The sequence below is a fragment of the Nonomuraea sp. NPDC003727 genome (assembly GCF_053586935.1).
Window position 1 is genome coordinate 402,806 of the sequence record NZ_JBSFNE010000008.1, and the last position, 16,018, is coordinate 418,823.

Consider the following 16,018-nt stretch of genomic DNA (forward strand, 5'->3'; position numbering starts at 1 on the left):
CCCTTCGAATGGATACAGTCGTATCCTAACGGTGCCACCCCATCCCGCGGCAATCACGAAATCCACCGAACCCGTCCCGACCTGTGGCGCATTTTTCGCGCTGGTCAGGCCGTCAACTCAGCGATGTCCACGTGAACCGGCCCTTCAACCCGGTCCAGTCCGTACAGCTCAGCCTCGAGACCTCACATGAGACGGAATAGAGGAAGCGCCAGAGACCCGCCGGTGCAGGGGGCCCGGCCGGATCTGATGACTTCGCAGGCGACCGTAGGCCGAACAGCGGCAACGACTTACTCCGGATCGCGAGGGGTCAGGACGCTCGATGAACCGGTCGATGCGATCCGGACGACCCACCGCTCGGGCCGGTGTCGACGCAGGATGTCAGGACGAAGCGCCCGTCGTCGGCGAGTATGCGGCAGAGGCGGGCTACGGAAGGGTTTCGGCCTTTGTTCTTGCCGCTGGGATGACGAGCTTGCGGGCGATCTCGGGCCCTGGGACGCCGCAGGCGCGCAGAGTGCAGGCGTAGGCGATCACGTCGTCGTCGAACACCTCGAGGCGGCCGCAGGCCATCAGCGCCACCACCACCGACCCCGCCGGGGCAGTATCGCGTGCGTCTCAGAGTTCCATCATGAACCGTCGGCAGATGTGGACACGAGCGAACTGCTCACGCATCGACTGCTCCTCCTGCAGCTTTGCGTGCAGAAAGAGCGCGATAGGCCGAAGACCTGGTCGGCGGTTGCCGATGGCGCGATCAGGCTCCTCTGCGTCGGTGTAGTAGTTGGCGTAGACGTGCAGGTAATGCTCGCTCTCGGAGAAGCCGTTGGCGCGATACCAACGCAATGTGCCGGGATCGTCCCTGGTCCAGGCATCGAGCGTCGATACGTTGAGCGCGGCGACCCGGCGGAGAGCTTCCCCCAGGAGCGCGCGGCCGATACCTCGGTACTGGTGGTCGGGATGAACTGCGACGGTGTCGATGGTGGCCAGTTCGCCGTCGACAGTGACGTCCAGCATCCCGAGCACGACGTCACTTCCTGCGACTGCGATCAACTCGAAGCCCGGAGCGGGGATGTGGGGCTTGCTCTTTTCAACGGCGTCGAAGTAGGCGGTGCCCAGAAAGGCGAGCACTCGGCAGCGGAGCCAAGAAGCCTCATCCGCTGGTCGATATTCGCGTATGACATAGCTCAAGACGGTGATCCCTAATGAGTGTGGAGATGTCCGATCGGTCAAGGTCGCGGCATTGAGAGATCACGGCGATGATTGTGCATGACGAGGCTGGTGGCGGCAATCAGGTTTGATTGCTCGCTGCTCCAGGCGCACCAGAGACACATGCTCGCCGTCGGAGGTGCCGCACTGGGGGCCGACGCGGGGCTGTCGTTCATGGTCGAACCGCTCGGAGGTCTCGTACGCCGCCAACGCGGTTCTTATGGTGGATGTGCTGGTGCTGCTGCTCTGGGCCTGGCGGCAAACGCTCGAGGCCTTTCCCCGGCAGGGCGGTCCCTGGCCTCGGGTGGTCAAGGGCCAGGCGAATGGGTTCCTTGGCCGATCACCTGGTAGCGGTGCGGGGGTTGAGTTGACGGAACCGAAGAACGCCTGGATCGGCGGCTTTTGCCCTAGCCTGAGATCATGGACGTGGAGTGGGGGCCGCTCACCACGCGCGACGCCCCGGCCTGGGCTGAGTTCGCCACCGCGGTCGAAGCGGTGGACAGGACGGGCAGCCCGGTCACCGTGGAGCAGATGGCAGAGCGTCTGGCCAACCCGCTGCTTGACCTGCCGGAGGGTACGCTCGCCGCCAGGCAGGGCGGCCGGATCGTCGCGCTTGGGCTGGTCCCGGTCAGGCAGGCGGCGGATCCCGTCCACGTGATGGATCTATGGGGCGGCGGCGTGCATCCCGGCCATCGCAGGCGCGGATACGGCCGGCGGATCATCGACTGGTCGCTCAGAACGGCACCCGTCCTGCACGAAAGATGCCATCCCGGGAAACCACTCCACCTTCACCTGCACGTCGATGACGGCAACCATGACCTGGCCAAACTCGCTGGCGAGGCAGGATTCGAAGCCGCCCGCGTCTTCCAAGGCAAGCGGCGCGATCTAGCCGTGCCGATCCCACCGCCCCGGGTTCCCGATGCGGTCACGATTGTCACCTGGACACCGGGGCTGGACGAGCAGGCGCGCGAGGTGCGCAACGCCGCCTTCCATGACCACTGGGGCAGCACGCCGCATACACCTGAGAGCTGGAAGCGCCTCATCACCGGCACAGCAGCTTTCCGCCCTGAATCCTCGTTCCTGGCGACGGCGGACGGCAAGGCGGTGGGCTGCTTGCTGACCCATTGCCGCGAGGTCGACATCGTGGCCACCGGCGTACGGGAGGCTTGGGTCCAGATCATCGCGACTATCGGGGAGTGGCGCGGCAGGGGCATAGCGAGCGCACTGATCGCACATGCCCTCGCCTCGTTCAAGGCGCAGGGGTACGCGACGGCGGGGCTGAGCGTCGACGCCGCCAACGAAACCGGCGCGGTCGCGATCTATGAGCGCGCCGGTTTCACCACCTTCAAGGCTGTCACCACCTATGTTCACGCTTTCTGATTGGCCGTCCCACGGCTTCCCCGAAGCGTCGGTCAACCGACAACAAGACCTGCTCTGGAGCGCCGAGGCGCGGCGGCTGGACGGTACCTACAACGCGCTCCCCCACCAGGCGCTGCGCGACTGTCTGGTAGCCCCGATCCCCCTGACGCCGCCACGCGGCACCTGGCCGCGGGCAAGGCGGCGGCCGAGGCGAGCGGTCAGGCCCACCAGCGCGTGTGTGTGAACCTGCGGACCCTCACCGAGGTCGGCCTACGGCTACCACCGGGTGCCGCCCCCGCACCGGCTGTGGATCTGGGAAACCGACCTGGAACAGGTAGGCAAGGACCTATCCATCAAATCCTGAGCCGTATCGGCAGCCTTGCCGTGGGGCGCATCGACGGGTCGCGGCCATCGCCACCCGGCTCCCGCTGTAGCTCGTGGGTGCCCTTTCCCTCGGCCGTCTCAGGACCAGGTGACCGGCAGCGATTGCACGCCGAAGATGAGCATCTCGTTGCGTACCGGCACCTGCTCGGCCGGCACCGCCAGGCGCAGATCCGGCAGACGGGAGATCAGTTCGCCCAGCCCTATCCGCATCTCGATCCGGGCCAGCTGCTGACCCAGGCACTGGTGAACCCCATGCCCGAAGGCCAGGTGCGGAGTACGGGAGCGGCGCAGGTCGAGCGCGTCGGGAGCGGGCCAGTGCCGCGGATCCCGGTTGACCGCGGGCGTGGCGATCACGACGGTCGCGCCGGCCGGGATGTCCACACCACCCAGCGTCACCGGCTCCGTGGTGACCCGGCTGACCCCAAGCTGGATGATCGACAGGAACCGCAGCAGTTCCTCCACCGCGTTGTCGATCAGGCCTGGATCGGCACGCAGCGCCGCGAGCTGGTCGGGATGCTCCAGCAGCGCGAACATCCCCAGACCCAGCATGTTCGCCGTGGTCTCATGGCCCGCGTTGAGCAGGACGAGTGCGACATCTACCAGCTGCGCGTCCGTCAGGGGCGGATCGGTGTCGTGGATGAGCCCTGACAGCAGGTCGTCGGCGGGGTTCGAGCGCTTGCCGGACACCAGCCGCCGCATGAACGCAGACAGCCCGGCGCGCGCCATGACCGCCTCCTGCGGGGTCGAGTTCGCGCTCAGCCCGACCGCCGTACGTTCCTGGAACTCCGCGCGGTCGGCGTAGTCCACGCCCAGCAACTCGCAGATGAGCAGCGACGGCAGCGGCAACGCGAACGCCGGCACCAGATCGGCCTTGGTGCCCGCCGCCTTCATCGCCTCGATGTGCTCGACCGCGATCTCCGTCACTCGCGACTCCAGTTCCCGGATCCGCCGCACCGTGAACTGACCCGTCAGCAGCCGCCGCAACCTGGTGTGCTCCGGCGGGTCCATGAAGACGAAGAGCCCGTCCTCCCGCTCCGCCGTCCCGGCCGTCTTGTGTGGCTGCGGCGACGTCGCGTCCCGATGGCGCACCTTGTCGGCGCTGAAACGCGCGTCCGACAACACCGTACGGGCCTCCTCGAACCCCGTCACCAGCCACGCCCGCGCGCCATTGAGCAGATCCAGCGGCCGGACCGCGCCCTCTCCCCGCAGCCCCGGCGGCGGATCGAACGGGTTACGCCCCCGCTCCACCATGTCCATCGGCAGGATCCGCCGCATCGTCGTGGTGCTCACGCCTGGAGACTTCCCGGTCAAGCTGTTGTCGGCCATCAGCACGTCCTGTTCTAGAAGGGCCTTAGAGTACACAGCTGCATCTAATGGTGGACACCGTAAGTCAGCGCGATAAGATACGCAAGTGGATCCTAAGTGGGGCGGATCGCGGGGCGATCGACGCGCAGGCGGCGGCGCATCCTGTCGACACGGCCTCGAACCCCACGACGCCGCATGGGACGTGCTGGTCGAGCAGGGATGTCACGGCTCCGCCTACGAAGCGGTCGCCGCCCGCGCCGGCACGAGTCGTCCCATGCTCTACCGGCGCTGGCCGCAGTGCGACGACCTGCTGCCACCTGCTGCCGGACGGCGCCGCCGACCGCCTTCATGACGCCTACCAGCCGGCCCTGGACGCCGCCACCCTGCGCCGCGCACGCGAATGGGCGGTACGCCGCGCCCTCGGCGGCATCCATATCGGAGAAGCCGGCGTCCGCGGCCTCCCAGGCGGCAAGGCCACGTGGGGCCCACCCGCCCACGCGGCACTGCGACGCCTCATCGCAACGGCCCATCGCTGCTCAACCGCCTCGGCCGAGCCGGGCGGGCTGTGCTCAGCAGCCCCGCCCGCAACCAGGTCGACTGTGCCTCCATCAGACCGCTCCAGCTGCCCGTCTGCCGGGCGAGTCGATCTCCTCGCCGGGTGGTGCGGAGTCGTCGCGAAGTTCTTGCTGTTCATGACACGAGCGAGCTTTGGTGGGGGGACTTCCCGAAGCTGCTCCTGCTCGCGGCGCAAGTAGTCGAAGAAGTAGCCCCCTCTCGCGGGTATTCGACCAGGATGCTCTCCCGATCAGCGAGTTCTTCGGCGCCAGCGGCATCGTCCCGGTCGGCCAGTCCGGCTCTCGAGGGGCCGCCCGCGCTCAAGCGGACGGCCCGTCCCTTGCGTCATCTGGGCCAGATCGGGGTGATCCACGTCGTCGGAAATAGGGAACCGCGCGGGGATGGCTTTCAGAGAGCAGAGGCGATTGCGTCGGCCAGGCCCTCCCAGGCGTGGCCCCGGGAGCCGTCGGGCCCGTACGAGCCGGCGACCGCCGTAGACGTGTGGGCGTAGCTGGTGTCACCGTCGCGGACCTGCACCACCTCCTCAGCGGGCCCGGGTTCACCGTGGTGTCAGTGGATGGCGGGGGTCAGTGCCGTGCGCTGGTCTGTCAGCTCCGGCTCGACGGTGCTGCGCTCGTCCGGTGGCGCGCGCGCCGGTGCACCTGGCCGGCCCTTCGGGGCTGCTGTGCACCCGTGTCCTGCCCGCGCCGGCCCCACTGGTCGCCGAGTGTGTACGGCTGCGCGTCGCGACCGGGCTGACCGAACCGCTCATCGAGGAGCTACGGCTTCGACGGTCAGGCGAGGATCTCTGCGGTGGCGGTCAGGACCGCGCAGCCGAGGATGTGGCTGGCGACGGTGATGCCGAGGCAGTCAGGGGTGGACGCGGGCTGTTTGCGTTGTCGGCGGATGCGGCCGGCGTCCGACTGGCGAGCTGATCTCGTTCTCCAGGAGAAGCGGTGGACTATTCGTCGTCGGGGCCTGCTGGCTCGGTACCCGCCGCGATCTGCAGTGGTGCGGCGGCCCCGCCGGTGATCTCGTGAGCGTGATTGAGCGTGTAGTCAAGCTGCCTGGCCAGGCGCGGGAGGCTCGCCGGAGGTAGATATGCATCAGCGCCGGCGTTGAGCAGGCGTCGGACCGGACCGTGGTAATTGACTCCGAGCTCGTGATCCTCGATTTCGGTGACGATGACGCGAGCTTCCGGGAACATCGATCGGAGCGCTCCGATCAACTGCGGGCTGCCTGGCGGTACCAGCAGCACGTCGGTTGTCTTGGGAGCTGCGTGCATGTCGAGCACGACGTAGTCCGCGCCGAGTTGGGTCGACAGCGCCACCCGAGCCGCGGCCGACAGCTCCATCGCGGTGGCCACGACCGTCACACTGTCGTAGTCGATCGGTGCTTGATCATCGGCCTCGTCTGGCGCATCGCGATCGACGATGGCGCCTTGCACCACGTCGATGGTGCTGGAGATCGTCGCGATCGACGCGCCGTCACGCGTGACCACCAGTTCCTCACCAGGCTCGAGGGCGTCGATGAGTGCCACGACGTCCTCGGGAAGGCGGATCACGTCGATTCGCTGCGCGGACCGCGCGGCGCGCTTGCGGATCACCATGCCTGGAACGAGCTCACGACGGCGGCGAGGGCCGGCTGCGCGTCGTGCGCAACCCCTGTCGACCGGTCCTTCGGTCCCATCCGTGATGACACGGCTATCCCCGGGTGCTGTGGTGTTTCCCGGCTCGGCAGAGGCGGGGACTCGCTCGACGAACTTGCGGGCCGGACATTAGAGCGTGACCTAACCGCGGGATCACGCAGCACCAGTCGACCCGACCCGGTGCCGGTGCCGGTGCCGGTGGCGGACGAAAGGGGCAACGTCGTCACGGCGTTCAACTCCTTCGCGCGAGTCAGGCCGATTGTCGATGGCGAGCCTATGGTGCCGCTGATCACCTTGGCGACATCGTTGTGCGCCATGCCGTGTTTGCGGTGATTTCACGCGCGCGTAGGTGCTGATCGGCTCCGGTCAGCCTCGTTCGTCCTCGGCTCTGCCTCCGGGCGCTCCATCTTGACCTGCTCCTCAGGAGCGCGAGCTGAGCTGATGCGTGACCAGTGGAGAATGGTCAGCCTGCGACAGCCTTCTGCGTCGCGGGTCCATCCCGAGAACGACTCATACCCTCGCAGTGGACGATGTCCAGGCGCTGGAGGCTCTCGGGATGCACTGGGTCAGCGGCCGCGAGCGTGGCCACGGCGGCCCTGCGCGTTTCCCACGCCAAGCACGGCCACATCCGCGCGCCCGCTGCCTACGTCACCGGCGACGGCTTCACCCTGAGGACCTGCTTCCACGAACAAGAAGAGCACCATCGGCCGCGGCGGCGCCGCGATGAACGGTTCGATCGACGCGCTCAGCGAGCGGGTCCACCGCGTGCCGAGCGATGGCGGCCAGAATCCACCCATCGGCCAGCAACGGCTCCAGAAAGTCCCGGCCGTCGCGCGGTCGAGAACATGCCGGCAGATCAGCCACCCGCGGCTCAGTTGCCGGTTCGCGTTGGTGGCACGCCTCATGTGGCCCTATCTTGGTCGCGCGGCTGTCTTGCTTCCGTTGTACTCGGCGGCCTGCGCCTGCTCGTGTGTGAGTGGCGCCCCCCGCCGAACAACCCGCTGATGGTCATGATGACTGCCCGAGCTTGCCAAAAGAAGCAGAGCACGAGAATGCTGAAGTCGTCTGCCGGCAAGCGCTTCCGTAGGTATAGGGTTCGTGCAACACGCCGACGGCTGTTGAAGTATGGATTACCGCTATGCCTGCACGGTATAGCGTTGGAGAAGCCAGCTGAGCTCGTCTTAGCATACCGATTTGGGGACCGATCAATGGCTAGACAGATCGTACAGACTTTCATTGATGATCTTGACGGGACTGCTGCTGAGCGGACCACCAAGTTTGCTCTCGACGGCGAGAACTACGAGATCGACCTGTCGGGAGCGAACCGCGAGAAGCTGGAGAAAGCTCTCGCTCCCTACATCGTCAAGGCGCGGAAGGTCGTGCAGCCTCGCAGCGTCCGAGCCGGTCGCGGTGGCTCACGCGGCAGCACTGCCATGAGCCGGGAGAAAAGCGCCGAAATTCGCCAGTGGGCCAAGACGCACGGCCTTCAGGTCAGCGAGCGTGGCCGTATCTCCTCGTCCGTGGTCGAGCAGTACGAGGCCGCCCACTAGGACGAACGCGAAAGCCCCCTCCTTCTTCGGAGGGGGCTTTCGCGTTATGGAGAGCAGACGGCGCCGACGAGCGCAGCGCCAATGAGGGAATCGACCACGCCTGCGCCAGCCGCGCGAATAGCTGCGGCGTGACTGTCGTTGAAAGCTTGAAGATGCCACTCCCCTATTGATTTCGACGGATAGCAGGAGCATAAGAACGACTTTGACGCATGGCCACGTCCCCGCGCCCAGCTCCAACTCCGCCGCGTCGGGCGGCAGCCAGGATCGCAGCAAAATCACTTCACGAAGGGTGTCCCGGTTTCGGAGCGCCTCACCGAAACGCCCGACAGCCTCGCCGAGTGGATCGACCGCTATGTCGATCCCGCCGTGCGCGAAGTGCGCTCCAGCACGGTAAACCGGCAAGACCTGCGGCGCTTTGTCACCTGGCCGGCCATCGGCCTCGGCCACACTCGGTGCCCCTTTTCTATGAGAGCGTCGGCCTCGTCAACATCGCCGGATGATTGGACGCGACTACGGCAACAACGCCCCAGCCCCGGCTTCCGCATGGCCACCGGCACCGCCCGGGAGATGCTGAAAGCCAGCGACCCGCGCTTCGTCATTGACAAGACTTACAGCCGACTCGTCGTCGACTGGCCGTAGAGGGGAGCAGCGTGACGACCCCAGCGATCGCCGCCCGCATCCCGCTGGTCCGCAAACCCAAGCCTCCAGGGGCTTCCTCTGGCTACGCGCATCGCCGAGCCGGAACCTGACCCTGGTGTAGATCTTGTGGGCGGGCTCGTTGCCCGCCGGATCGGCGACGGCTCGCTGGCGTGCCGTTCCCAGCGGAGCGAGATGGGCGAGCAGGGCGCGGACGGCGTTGAGGAGCCGGCTGAGGTGGCTTCATGTCCAGCGGCGATCATTCAGCCACGGGGTGCCGACCAGTTCCTCTGTGAGCATGTCCGGGTCGTCGCGCGGGGCGGCGATCAGGGCGCCGGTCAGGTCGGGGCCGGGTTGCTCGTCGCGGAGCCGTACGACCTGGCCGAGGACCTGGTAGGTGTCGCGCGGGTCTGCACCACTTCCTCGGGCGGAGTGGTGGGATGCGCGCTGTCGGGCTACTCGGGCTTGTACGCCCTTGACACCGGTGAGATCCTTCTGAGGCCGGTCTGGAGAGGTAACGACCCACTCTGAGAGGGATGCGATGACCAACGACCCAGCACTGCAGGCCCTGGCCAGGCTCATCGGTACGTGGAAGATCACAGGAGGGCACGAGGGAAGCGTGACCTACCGCTGGCTGAACGACTTCTTCCTTCAGCAGGATGTCCACCTGGGCGGCGCACACGGCATCGAGATCATCGGCCGGGAACGGACGCTGATGGCCGAGCCCAGCGCCGACATCAAGTCTCGCTACTACGGCGATGACGGCAGCACCCTCGACTACACCTATGAGCTAGAGGGCGACACCCTCACCATCTGGGCCGGGGATCGGGGCTCCCCTGCCTACTACCAGGGCGTCTTCAGCCCCGACGGCCGCAGCCTCACCGGAGCCTGGGTCTACCCGGACGGGGGCGGCTACGACTCCAACGCCGAACGCGTCGAATAGGGGCTTGAGCAACACCGGAATAATGAAAGGTACCGCGCGCCGACGATCGCCCATCAGGTACGGGCCCGGAGCCGAACGGCCAATGGCGTGGCGGGTGGCCTCTTCCTGCGCTTGCAGCGCGAGGATCTTGAGTCCAGGCTGGGGTGGGGCGATGGAGCCGGTCCTTTCAGCGTCGGTGACGCGCCGGGTGGCGGGCTCGGCGCATGGGCCGGTGATGCGGTTGTAGCTGGACGGGGCTGACAAGCCATCGCTCAGGGCGGTTCGAGCCCCCACGCGGGCAGGAGGCTGCCAGATGATGCACAAGAGCCAGGCCACGGAGAGATCGCGGATCGGCCTCCGGAGCGGGGTGCGCGGGTCCTGGTGACAGCGCCGGCCAAGCAGCCTGCGAGCACTCGCTCCGCGCCGATTGGTCTCGCATGGCTGACGTTGAATGCGCTCACGTCGCGCTGCCCGCCGCCGGGAGCGCGCCCGCATGGAGGCGCGTCGCCCCGGCCCCCATCCAGTTCTGCTGTCCATCCACGGTGGCCCGGAATCCCAGGAACGCCCCATCTACGCCCGCTCCGGCCTCTACCAGCATCTCCTCCACAATCGCCATCCTGGCCCCCAATTTCGCCGGATCCACCCACTACGGCACCGCCCACCAGAAGCTCATCTACTGCGACTGGGGCGGCATCGACCTCGACGACCTGGACCACGCCGTCCAACACCTCTACACCCTCGACTGGGCCGACCCGAACCGCCTTGCCGTCATGGGTGCTTCCTACGGTGGCTTCGCTGCTCTGTCCTGCCTGGCCCGCCTTCCCTACCCGTGGGCCGCGAGTGTTTCCATGTGCGGTCCCAGCAACCTCCTCACCTTGGCGAAGGCGTCACCTCCTACCTGGAAGACGTTCGTCGCCACCGTCCTCGGCGACCCCGACACCCGCGCCGAGCACCTCCTGGAGCGCAGCCCCGTCACCCACGCCGACGGGATCACGGCACCTTTGTTCGTCATCCAGGGAGCCCATTACCGTTCTCCTCACAGCGAACCAAGGCACTCCAAGATCCTGACGGATCCCGCGCGCAGGAGATCGCAGCGTTCGACAATCCTTTTGCCGGATAGGTCCTTATCGTCGAGATCATGGCAGCCCGCCGCAGCCCCAAGAAGGACAAGACGGCCCGGCGTCGACGCCCCGCACGCACCCCACTCCACAGCCGCTCGTCCTTGGGCCGGCGCGTACGCATGAGCGTGGAGACAGTGACGACCCTGATGATGAACGCCCCGCCGCAGACGCTGCCGCTTGTGGGCGTGGCCGCGATCTCGCTATGGAACCTCGCCGAGGACGGCAAAGGCGCAGCGCACTGCGTGGACGGCTGCCTGACGCTCCACTACGCCCTGGCCGAGTTCGGCATCGAGTCCCACGTCGAAGCGGTCGTGCTCGCCACCAGGGCAACGGCAAGCACACCCTGTACGGCGGCGACGGCCCCAGCTACAACGCCGACGGCACCTTTCACCGCTGGGCCCCCTCGAAAGCCCCGAGTTCCCGTGAACGCAAGAGTCGGGACCGGGCCGTCTGGGGCCGTGAGGTTATACACCCCCTGGATCTACCGGACTTCAACCATCGAGGAGTGCCATCTGCTCCGGCGTAAACCGCTCACCGGCCACCCCGTCGGCGAGGTCCTCCAGTTCGGCGAGGAACTCTGCCGGAATCGTGAGGTCGACGGCCTTGCTGTTCTCTTCCAGGTGTTCGAGTCGGGTCATGCCGGGGATCGGGACGATGTCGGAGCCGCGGGCGAGCAACCAGCCCAGGGCGAGCTGTGCCGGCGTACACGGCACCTTGTCCGCCACCTCGCGGATGAGCTTCAGCAGGGTGAGGTTCCTGGCCAGATTCGACTCGTGGAAGCGCGGGCTGTTCCGGCGGACATCGGATGCGCGCAGGTCGGACGGCTTACCCAGCAGTCCGGTGAGCATGCCGCGGCCGAGTGGGCGATAGGCGACGATTCCGACCCTCAGTTCCCGGCAGGTCGCCAGCAGCTCTCGTTCTGCGAAGCGGGTGAACAAGGAGTACTCGATCTGGACCGCCGCGACGGGGTGGACGGCGTGCGCGGCGCGCAGAGTCGCGCTACTCACCTCAGAAAGACCGACATAACGGATGTCGCCGCACCGTACGAGATCCGCCAGCGCCGACATCGTCTCCTCGATGGGAACAGCGGGGTCTCTGCGATGCAGGTAGTACAGGTCGATGTGGTCGACACCGAGCCGCCGCAACGACAGCCGGCAAGCCTGCCTGGCCCATTCCGCGGTGGAGTCCACCTGGATCGGGCCGTCGGGCCGAAGCCGCAGTCCGAACTTCGTCGCCAGTACGACCTCGTCCCGGCGGCGAGCGATGACTCGCCCCACGAGTTCCTCGTTCCCACCGACCTCGGGCCCGTAGACGTCCGCGGTGTCCAGCATCGTCACTCCGAGGTCCAGCGCCCGGGACACGACCCTGCGTGCCCTGCGATCACCCGTGAGGCCGCCTGCCACGAGTTCTGCGCATCCGAGACCCAGGGCGGGCGAGATCAAGCCATCGCCCCATCGGACTGTCCGCATCGGATCACCGCCCCCGCACTCTGTGCGCGAACACGGCGGCCATGTTGTGATCGATCTGCCAGGCCTGGTTCGCGTCGCGGGCCACGATGCAGTACATGACCGCGCCCTGGCCGTCGAACGGCGTAGTGAGGATCACTCCCTCACGTCGGCCTTGGTCGTAGGCGAGGCCGGACTCCTCCAGTCTCCGGCGAGCGTCCTCGAACGTCGACACCGACCAACCTGGCGGCCAGACACGGTCGAGGATCATTCGTTCCGAGGGAAACGACGGACCGACGACCGTCCCGCCGATCCCGCTCATGACATGGGTGCCTCCCGACAGCCGTCCGTTCCACTCGGTGAAGAACACCTCTTCGTCAGGGGTGACGATCGCATCCGGGTTGAGGTAGCCGCGGTGGCCGATGGCCCTGGCCGCCTGCGCCAGCTTCGATGCTCCGTCGTCGAACGCGGCCTCGATCTCGGGCGTCATGTACGGCGCGGGCAGTACGAAGGCCGCGATCTGCGGCGCCAGCAGGACCTCACCGCCTCCACACCGCGTCACCCCGCTGTCGTCGATCTTGAACTCAGCGAAGTAGGTGGAACTGTCCGGGATGAACTGCTCGACCACCGGACGGGCGCGGCCGTCGCTGCTGAGCCAGGACCAGTGTTCGGCGAAGTAGGACTCAAGGTCGCCGCGACCGCCGACCGGCACGACCCGCGACGCGCCGACCGGCCGGACACCGTCGACGGCGCTGAGGATTTCGTTGCCGCGCCCTCCCGCCATCCAATCGTGCTTGAGGATGACCGTGTCGTAGCGGCGCAGCAGTTCCTCCGTGACATCCAGCGCCACACTGCGCGACGGGAGAACCGCGCCGGGCGGGATCGGAACGCCGACACCTGCGGCGATGGCGCGGAATGTCGCCTTGCTGATGACGAGAGGCCCTCCGGACTGTTCTATGAATCCGTACCCGGGCAACGCCGAACGCAGGCCGAGTCTGGCGACGAGACGTGCGACGGAGACGTCCGGCCAGACGGCGAAGACCTCGTCGATTTCGTGCATCTCAAGGGCTTTCCCGAGGATGTCCTGCAGGTCTTCGGAGTCCAGCCGCTCAGCCGTCAAAACGCCTTCGTCGTCGCGAGCACCTTCCGGCCGCGGAGCCACGACAACCGTCCAAGACTCCGGATCCACATCGGTCAGCCCGCCCACATAGGCGAGGAACTCCGGGTCGGGCTCCACCGGCAGCACCATGACGTCGCCCTCCTGGGCGAACCAGGCCAGGCGCTGGATCCACCACCCCGTCGGGCCGTTGTCGGTGCGGATCTCCTCGATGAGCCCGTTACCGATGATCAGGCGTGTCATGTCAGCGCTCTCCTTCGGGTATCGCCTGGTCGTCGACGAGTCGGCCGATGCCGCGAATGGTGGGATCGCGTAGCACCTCAAGGATCTCCAGCTTGGTACCGAACCTCTCCTTCACCAGTGCGATCATGCGCACCAGTTGGAGCGAGTCACCGCCCAGACGCACGAAGTGCTGGTCCACCCGCAGGTCGGTGCGCCGCAGCACCTTCGTCCAGATCTCCGCCACGGCCCGTTCCCCCTCGGTGGCGGGGGCGTCACCGAGGGCGGAGGCGGGTGCCTGCGGCTGCTTCCGGAGCCGCAGCAGGTCCGGCTCGCCGTCCGAACCGATGGGAAGGACGTCGAGGACCTCTACTCGCGAAGGCAGGCTCCACTTCGGCATCTGGCGCTGGAGGTAGCGCATGAGCTCGGCTGCGTCCGCCGCGGACGCGACGACAGCCGTCACGTACGCCACCAAGGCCCGCGGATCGGACGCGTCGTCGGCCACGAGCGCCTGAGCCACGGTGGGGTGTGCGCGGAGCTGGGCTTCGATCTCACCCGGCTCCACCCGGTGACCTTGCACGATGAGCCGGCGGTCGGTTCGTCCGGCGAGGACCAGGGCCCCGTCGGGACGTCGCCATGCGAGGTCGCCGGTTCGAAACGTTCGCGTCTCGCCGTCGGCGGGGCCGAACACCTCGGAGGTCGCCTCGTCCCGCCTCCAGTAGCCATGCGCCACACCGCTGCCTGTGAGGGCGATCTCGCCGAACACCTCGGTGGGCTCCCCGTCGGCGTCGAGCAACTCCGATCGCACGCCGGGTACGGGACTGCCGATCGCGATCGCGGCGTGATTCGCATCGGCGTCGTTCACACGGTGCTGCAGAGCGACCGCGCACTCCGCCGTGCCGTAACTGTTGATGATCGCGGCTCCGGGAATCACCGCGCGAATGCGCCGCACGTCGTCCGGCTCGACCTGTTCGCCGCCGAGGACGAGCAGGCGGACGCCGGCCAGGGACGGATCCCGTTCCTCCAGTCCGTCGAGAAGAAGCCGGATCTGGGTCGGAGTCGAGTGGAGCACGCTGACGGCCTGGCGGCGCAGCGCCGACCGAAGCGCGTGAACGGGTTGCGCCGGATCGACCATCCGAAGTGACGCGCCGGCCAGAAGGGTGGCGAACAGGTTCACGACAAAGGTGGTTGAACCTGGAGAGGCGAGACACGCGACGACATCGTCCGAGCGCAGTCCTGTGGTGGCGGCATAGGTGGCCGCATGCGAGACGGCACCGCTACGACTCTGGACGACTCCGGTCGGCCGGCCGTTCCTCCCCGAAGTGTACAGCAGGCAGGCGGCCTGCTCCGCATCGGCGGGCACCGAGGCGAGGGACGGCTCGACCGGCGCCGAGATGTCGAACTCGATCAGCTCTTTGCCTTTCGAGATCCGCTCGGCCACCGTTTTCAGCCTGCGGGGGTACATGATCGCGGCGATGTCCGCGTCCGCCACGATTTTCGTCAGTCGGCCACCGGGTTCCTCGGCGTTCAGCGGAACGAAGGTCCGCCCCGACCGCAGAACCGCCAGCACGCCCACCACCGCGTGCACATCGTGATCCATCAGTACGCCGACACGGGCGTCGCTGAAACGCGGTGCTCGAAGGTCCTGCGCGCAGCCCTCGACGACCGCGGCGAGCCGGCCGTACGTGAGCGCGTTCATCGCGTCCGCGGCGGCTCCACGCCCGGGATCGATTCGAGCGACACGCCCCAGGGAGGTGACCGGGTCGCCGGAGGAGGGCGACGGTACCGCCGCGGCGGGCGACTCAACCGGCAGCGGCAGGCGCGACACGCGGCCGGTCCACCCGTTGCCCTGAGTCAGCACCACGTGGACGTGCCGCACAAAACGTTCGATCGCGGCTTCCGAGAACAGCTCGCCGTCATAGGCGGCAGTGACGCGCCCATCCTGCACGGATAACGCGAGCGGCTGATGCTTTCCCGATTCCGGCGCCGAGTTGTCGAACACCAAGGCCACGAGACAATCAGCGGAATCGACACCGCCGAGCTGTTCGGCGACATTGGCGGCGACTTCCGAGAAAGTCGATTCGGAAATACCCGCGACGATCGGATGAACACCGTTCCGATTGTCGCGAACGAGGAGCCTGACGTCGGCACATCCCGTGTGCCTCGCCACAACAACGGCTGCCGCGGCCACCAGTTCGGCGAGCGAACGCGGCCCCCACCCGGGAATCGGGTCTGGGGACGCGAATCGCGCCGCAACGGACCCCGATCCTACGCGCTGTGATAAGTCGATGGCGAATTGAGACCTCTTACGCAGCCTGATCAGCCTCCAGTCCGGCAAGTCGTACCGATGCCGGTGGCCCGGCACCGCGACCGCACCCCTTCCGCAGCGGCGTCGGCAACGAAAACGCGCTCCGAAATCAAGATACGCGGTCGTTCCGTTATGTCAATCGAAAGGCCGGAAAGTGCCCGCATATCCTGGCGGTGACGTCCCCGCGACGGCCGCGTCTAACACAGGCTCAGCACAATGGCTTAAGCAAATCGCTTTCGCGGGATCGAC

15 protein-coding genes are annotated in these 16,018 nt (G+C 67.2%); 7 read left to right on the forward strand and 8 right to left on the reverse strand.

Annotated features, from left to right (window positions below; genetic code table 11):
- Positions 1 to 423 precede the first annotated feature (423 nt).
- Positions 424 to 582: a hypothetical protein gene (locus tag ACWDLG_RS22675; RefSeq protein WP_449922751.1), complete on the reverse strand. Its 159-nt coding sequence runs from the start codon at positions 580 to 582 to the stop codon at positions 424 to 426.
- 30 nt (positions 583 to 612) lie between these two features.
- On the reverse strand, positions 613 to 1,182 hold the full coding sequence (locus ACWDLG_RS22680; RefSeq protein ID WP_449922753.1) for a GNAT family N-acetyltransferase: 570 nt from the start codon (positions 1,180 to 1,182) through the stop codon (positions 613 to 615).
- A 438-nt stretch (positions 1,183 to 1,620) separates the two neighbouring features.
- Between ACWDLG_RS22680 and ACWDLG_RS22685 the strand changes: the two genes are divergently transcribed.
- Positions 1,621 to 2,580, forward strand: a complete 960-nt coding sequence (locus ACWDLG_RS22685) for a GNAT family N-acetyltransferase (protein ID WP_449922755.1) — start codon at positions 1,621 to 1,623, stop codon at positions 2,578 to 2,580.
- A gap of 441 nt (positions 2,581 to 3,021) precedes the next feature.
- Here ACWDLG_RS22685 and ACWDLG_RS22690 read toward each other — a convergent pair whose 3' ends face one another.
- The gene (locus ACWDLG_RS22690; RefSeq protein ID WP_449922757.1) at positions 3,022 to 4,218 is read right to left on the reverse strand and encodes a cytochrome P450; all 1,197 of its coding nucleotides are present in this window, start codon (positions 4,216 to 4,218) and stop codon (positions 3,022 to 3,024) included.
- Positions 4,219 to 4,354: 136 nt separating this feature from the next.
- Here ACWDLG_RS22690 and ACWDLG_RS22695 point away from each other — a divergent pair, with 136 nt between their 5' ends.
- Positions 4,355 to 4,600 (forward strand): helix-turn-helix domain-containing protein, encoded by a 246-nt coding sequence (locus tag ACWDLG_RS22695; protein WP_449922759.1) that lies wholly within the window; start codon positions 4,355 to 4,357, stop codon positions 4,598 to 4,600.
- Between the two features lie 844 nt (positions 4,601 to 5,444).
- On the forward strand, positions 5,445 to 5,738 hold the full coding sequence (locus tag ACWDLG_RS22700) for a hypothetical protein (protein ID WP_449922761.1): 294 nt from the start codon (positions 5,445 to 5,447) through the stop codon (positions 5,736 to 5,738).
- A gap of 26 nt (positions 5,739 to 5,764) precedes the next feature.
- Here ACWDLG_RS22700 and ACWDLG_RS22705 read toward each other — a convergent pair whose 3' ends face one another.
- Complete coding sequence (locus ACWDLG_RS22705) at positions 5,765 to 6,412, reverse strand: hypothetical protein (RefSeq protein ID WP_449922762.1); 648 nt, start codon at positions 6,410 to 6,412, stop codon at positions 5,765 to 5,767.
- Between the two features lie 605 nt (positions 6,413 to 7,017).
- Positions 7,018 to 7,356 carry a hypothetical protein gene (locus ACWDLG_RS22710; RefSeq protein WP_449922764.1) on the reverse strand — a complete coding sequence of 113 codons (339 nt, stop codon included), beginning with the start codon at positions 7,354 to 7,356 and terminating at the stop codon, positions 7,018 to 7,020.
- Between the two features lie 303 nt (positions 7,357 to 7,659).
- Between ACWDLG_RS22710 and ACWDLG_RS22715 the strand changes: the two genes are divergently transcribed.
- The 4 genes from ACWDLG_RS22715 to ACWDLG_RS22730 all read left to right on the forward strand — a co-directional run bounded on the left by ACWDLG_RS22715 (position 7,660) and on the right by ACWDLG_RS22730 (position 10,803).
- Positions 7,660 to 8,001 carry a histone-like nucleoid-structuring protein Lsr2 gene (locus ACWDLG_RS22715; protein WP_354913469.1) on the forward strand — a complete coding sequence of 114 codons (342 nt, stop codon included), beginning with the start codon at positions 7,660 to 7,662 and terminating at the stop codon, positions 7,999 to 8,001.
- 765 nt (positions 8,002 to 8,766) lie between these two features.
- Entirely contained in the window at positions 8,767 to 9,168 is a 402-nt protein-coding gene (locus ACWDLG_RS22720; protein WP_449922766.1) for a hypothetical protein, read from the forward strand.
- 10 nt (positions 9,169 to 9,178) lie between these two features.
- A complete protein-coding gene (locus ACWDLG_RS22725; RefSeq protein ID WP_354913471.1) occupies positions 9,179 to 9,580 on the forward strand; it encodes a hypothetical protein in 402 nt (133 codons plus the stop codon).
- 416 nt (positions 9,581 to 9,996) lie between these two features.
- Positions 9,997 to 10,803, forward strand: coding sequence for an alpha/beta hydrolase family protein (locus tag ACWDLG_RS22730; RefSeq protein WP_449922768.1), 807 nt, complete (start codon positions 9,997 to 9,999; stop codon positions 10,801 to 10,803).
- A 368-nt stretch (positions 10,804 to 11,171) separates the two neighbouring features.
- Here the strand turns inward: ACWDLG_RS22730 and ACWDLG_RS22735 are convergent, their stop codons facing one another.
- Genes ACWDLG_RS22735 through ACWDLG_RS22745 form a run of 3 tightly spaced genes read right to left on the reverse strand, consistent with a single transcriptional unit; the run spans position 11,172 to position 15,652 of the window.
- The gene (locus ACWDLG_RS22735; RefSeq protein ID WP_449922770.1) at positions 11,172 to 12,149 is read right to left on the reverse strand and encodes an aldo/keto reductase; all 978 of its coding nucleotides are present in this window, start codon (positions 12,147 to 12,149) and stop codon (positions 11,172 to 11,174) included.
- 4 nt (positions 12,150 to 12,153) lie between these two features.
- A complete protein-coding gene (locus tag ACWDLG_RS22740; RefSeq protein WP_449922772.1) occupies positions 12,154 to 13,485 on the reverse strand; it encodes a preATP grasp domain-containing protein in 1,332 nt (443 codons plus the stop codon).
- A gap of 1 nt (position 13,486) precedes the next feature.
- A complete protein-coding gene (locus ACWDLG_RS22745) occupies positions 13,487 to 15,652 on the reverse strand; it encodes an AMP-binding protein (RefSeq protein ID WP_449922774.1) in 2,166 nt (721 codons plus the stop codon).
- Positions 15,653 to 16,018 lie beyond the last annotated feature (366 nt).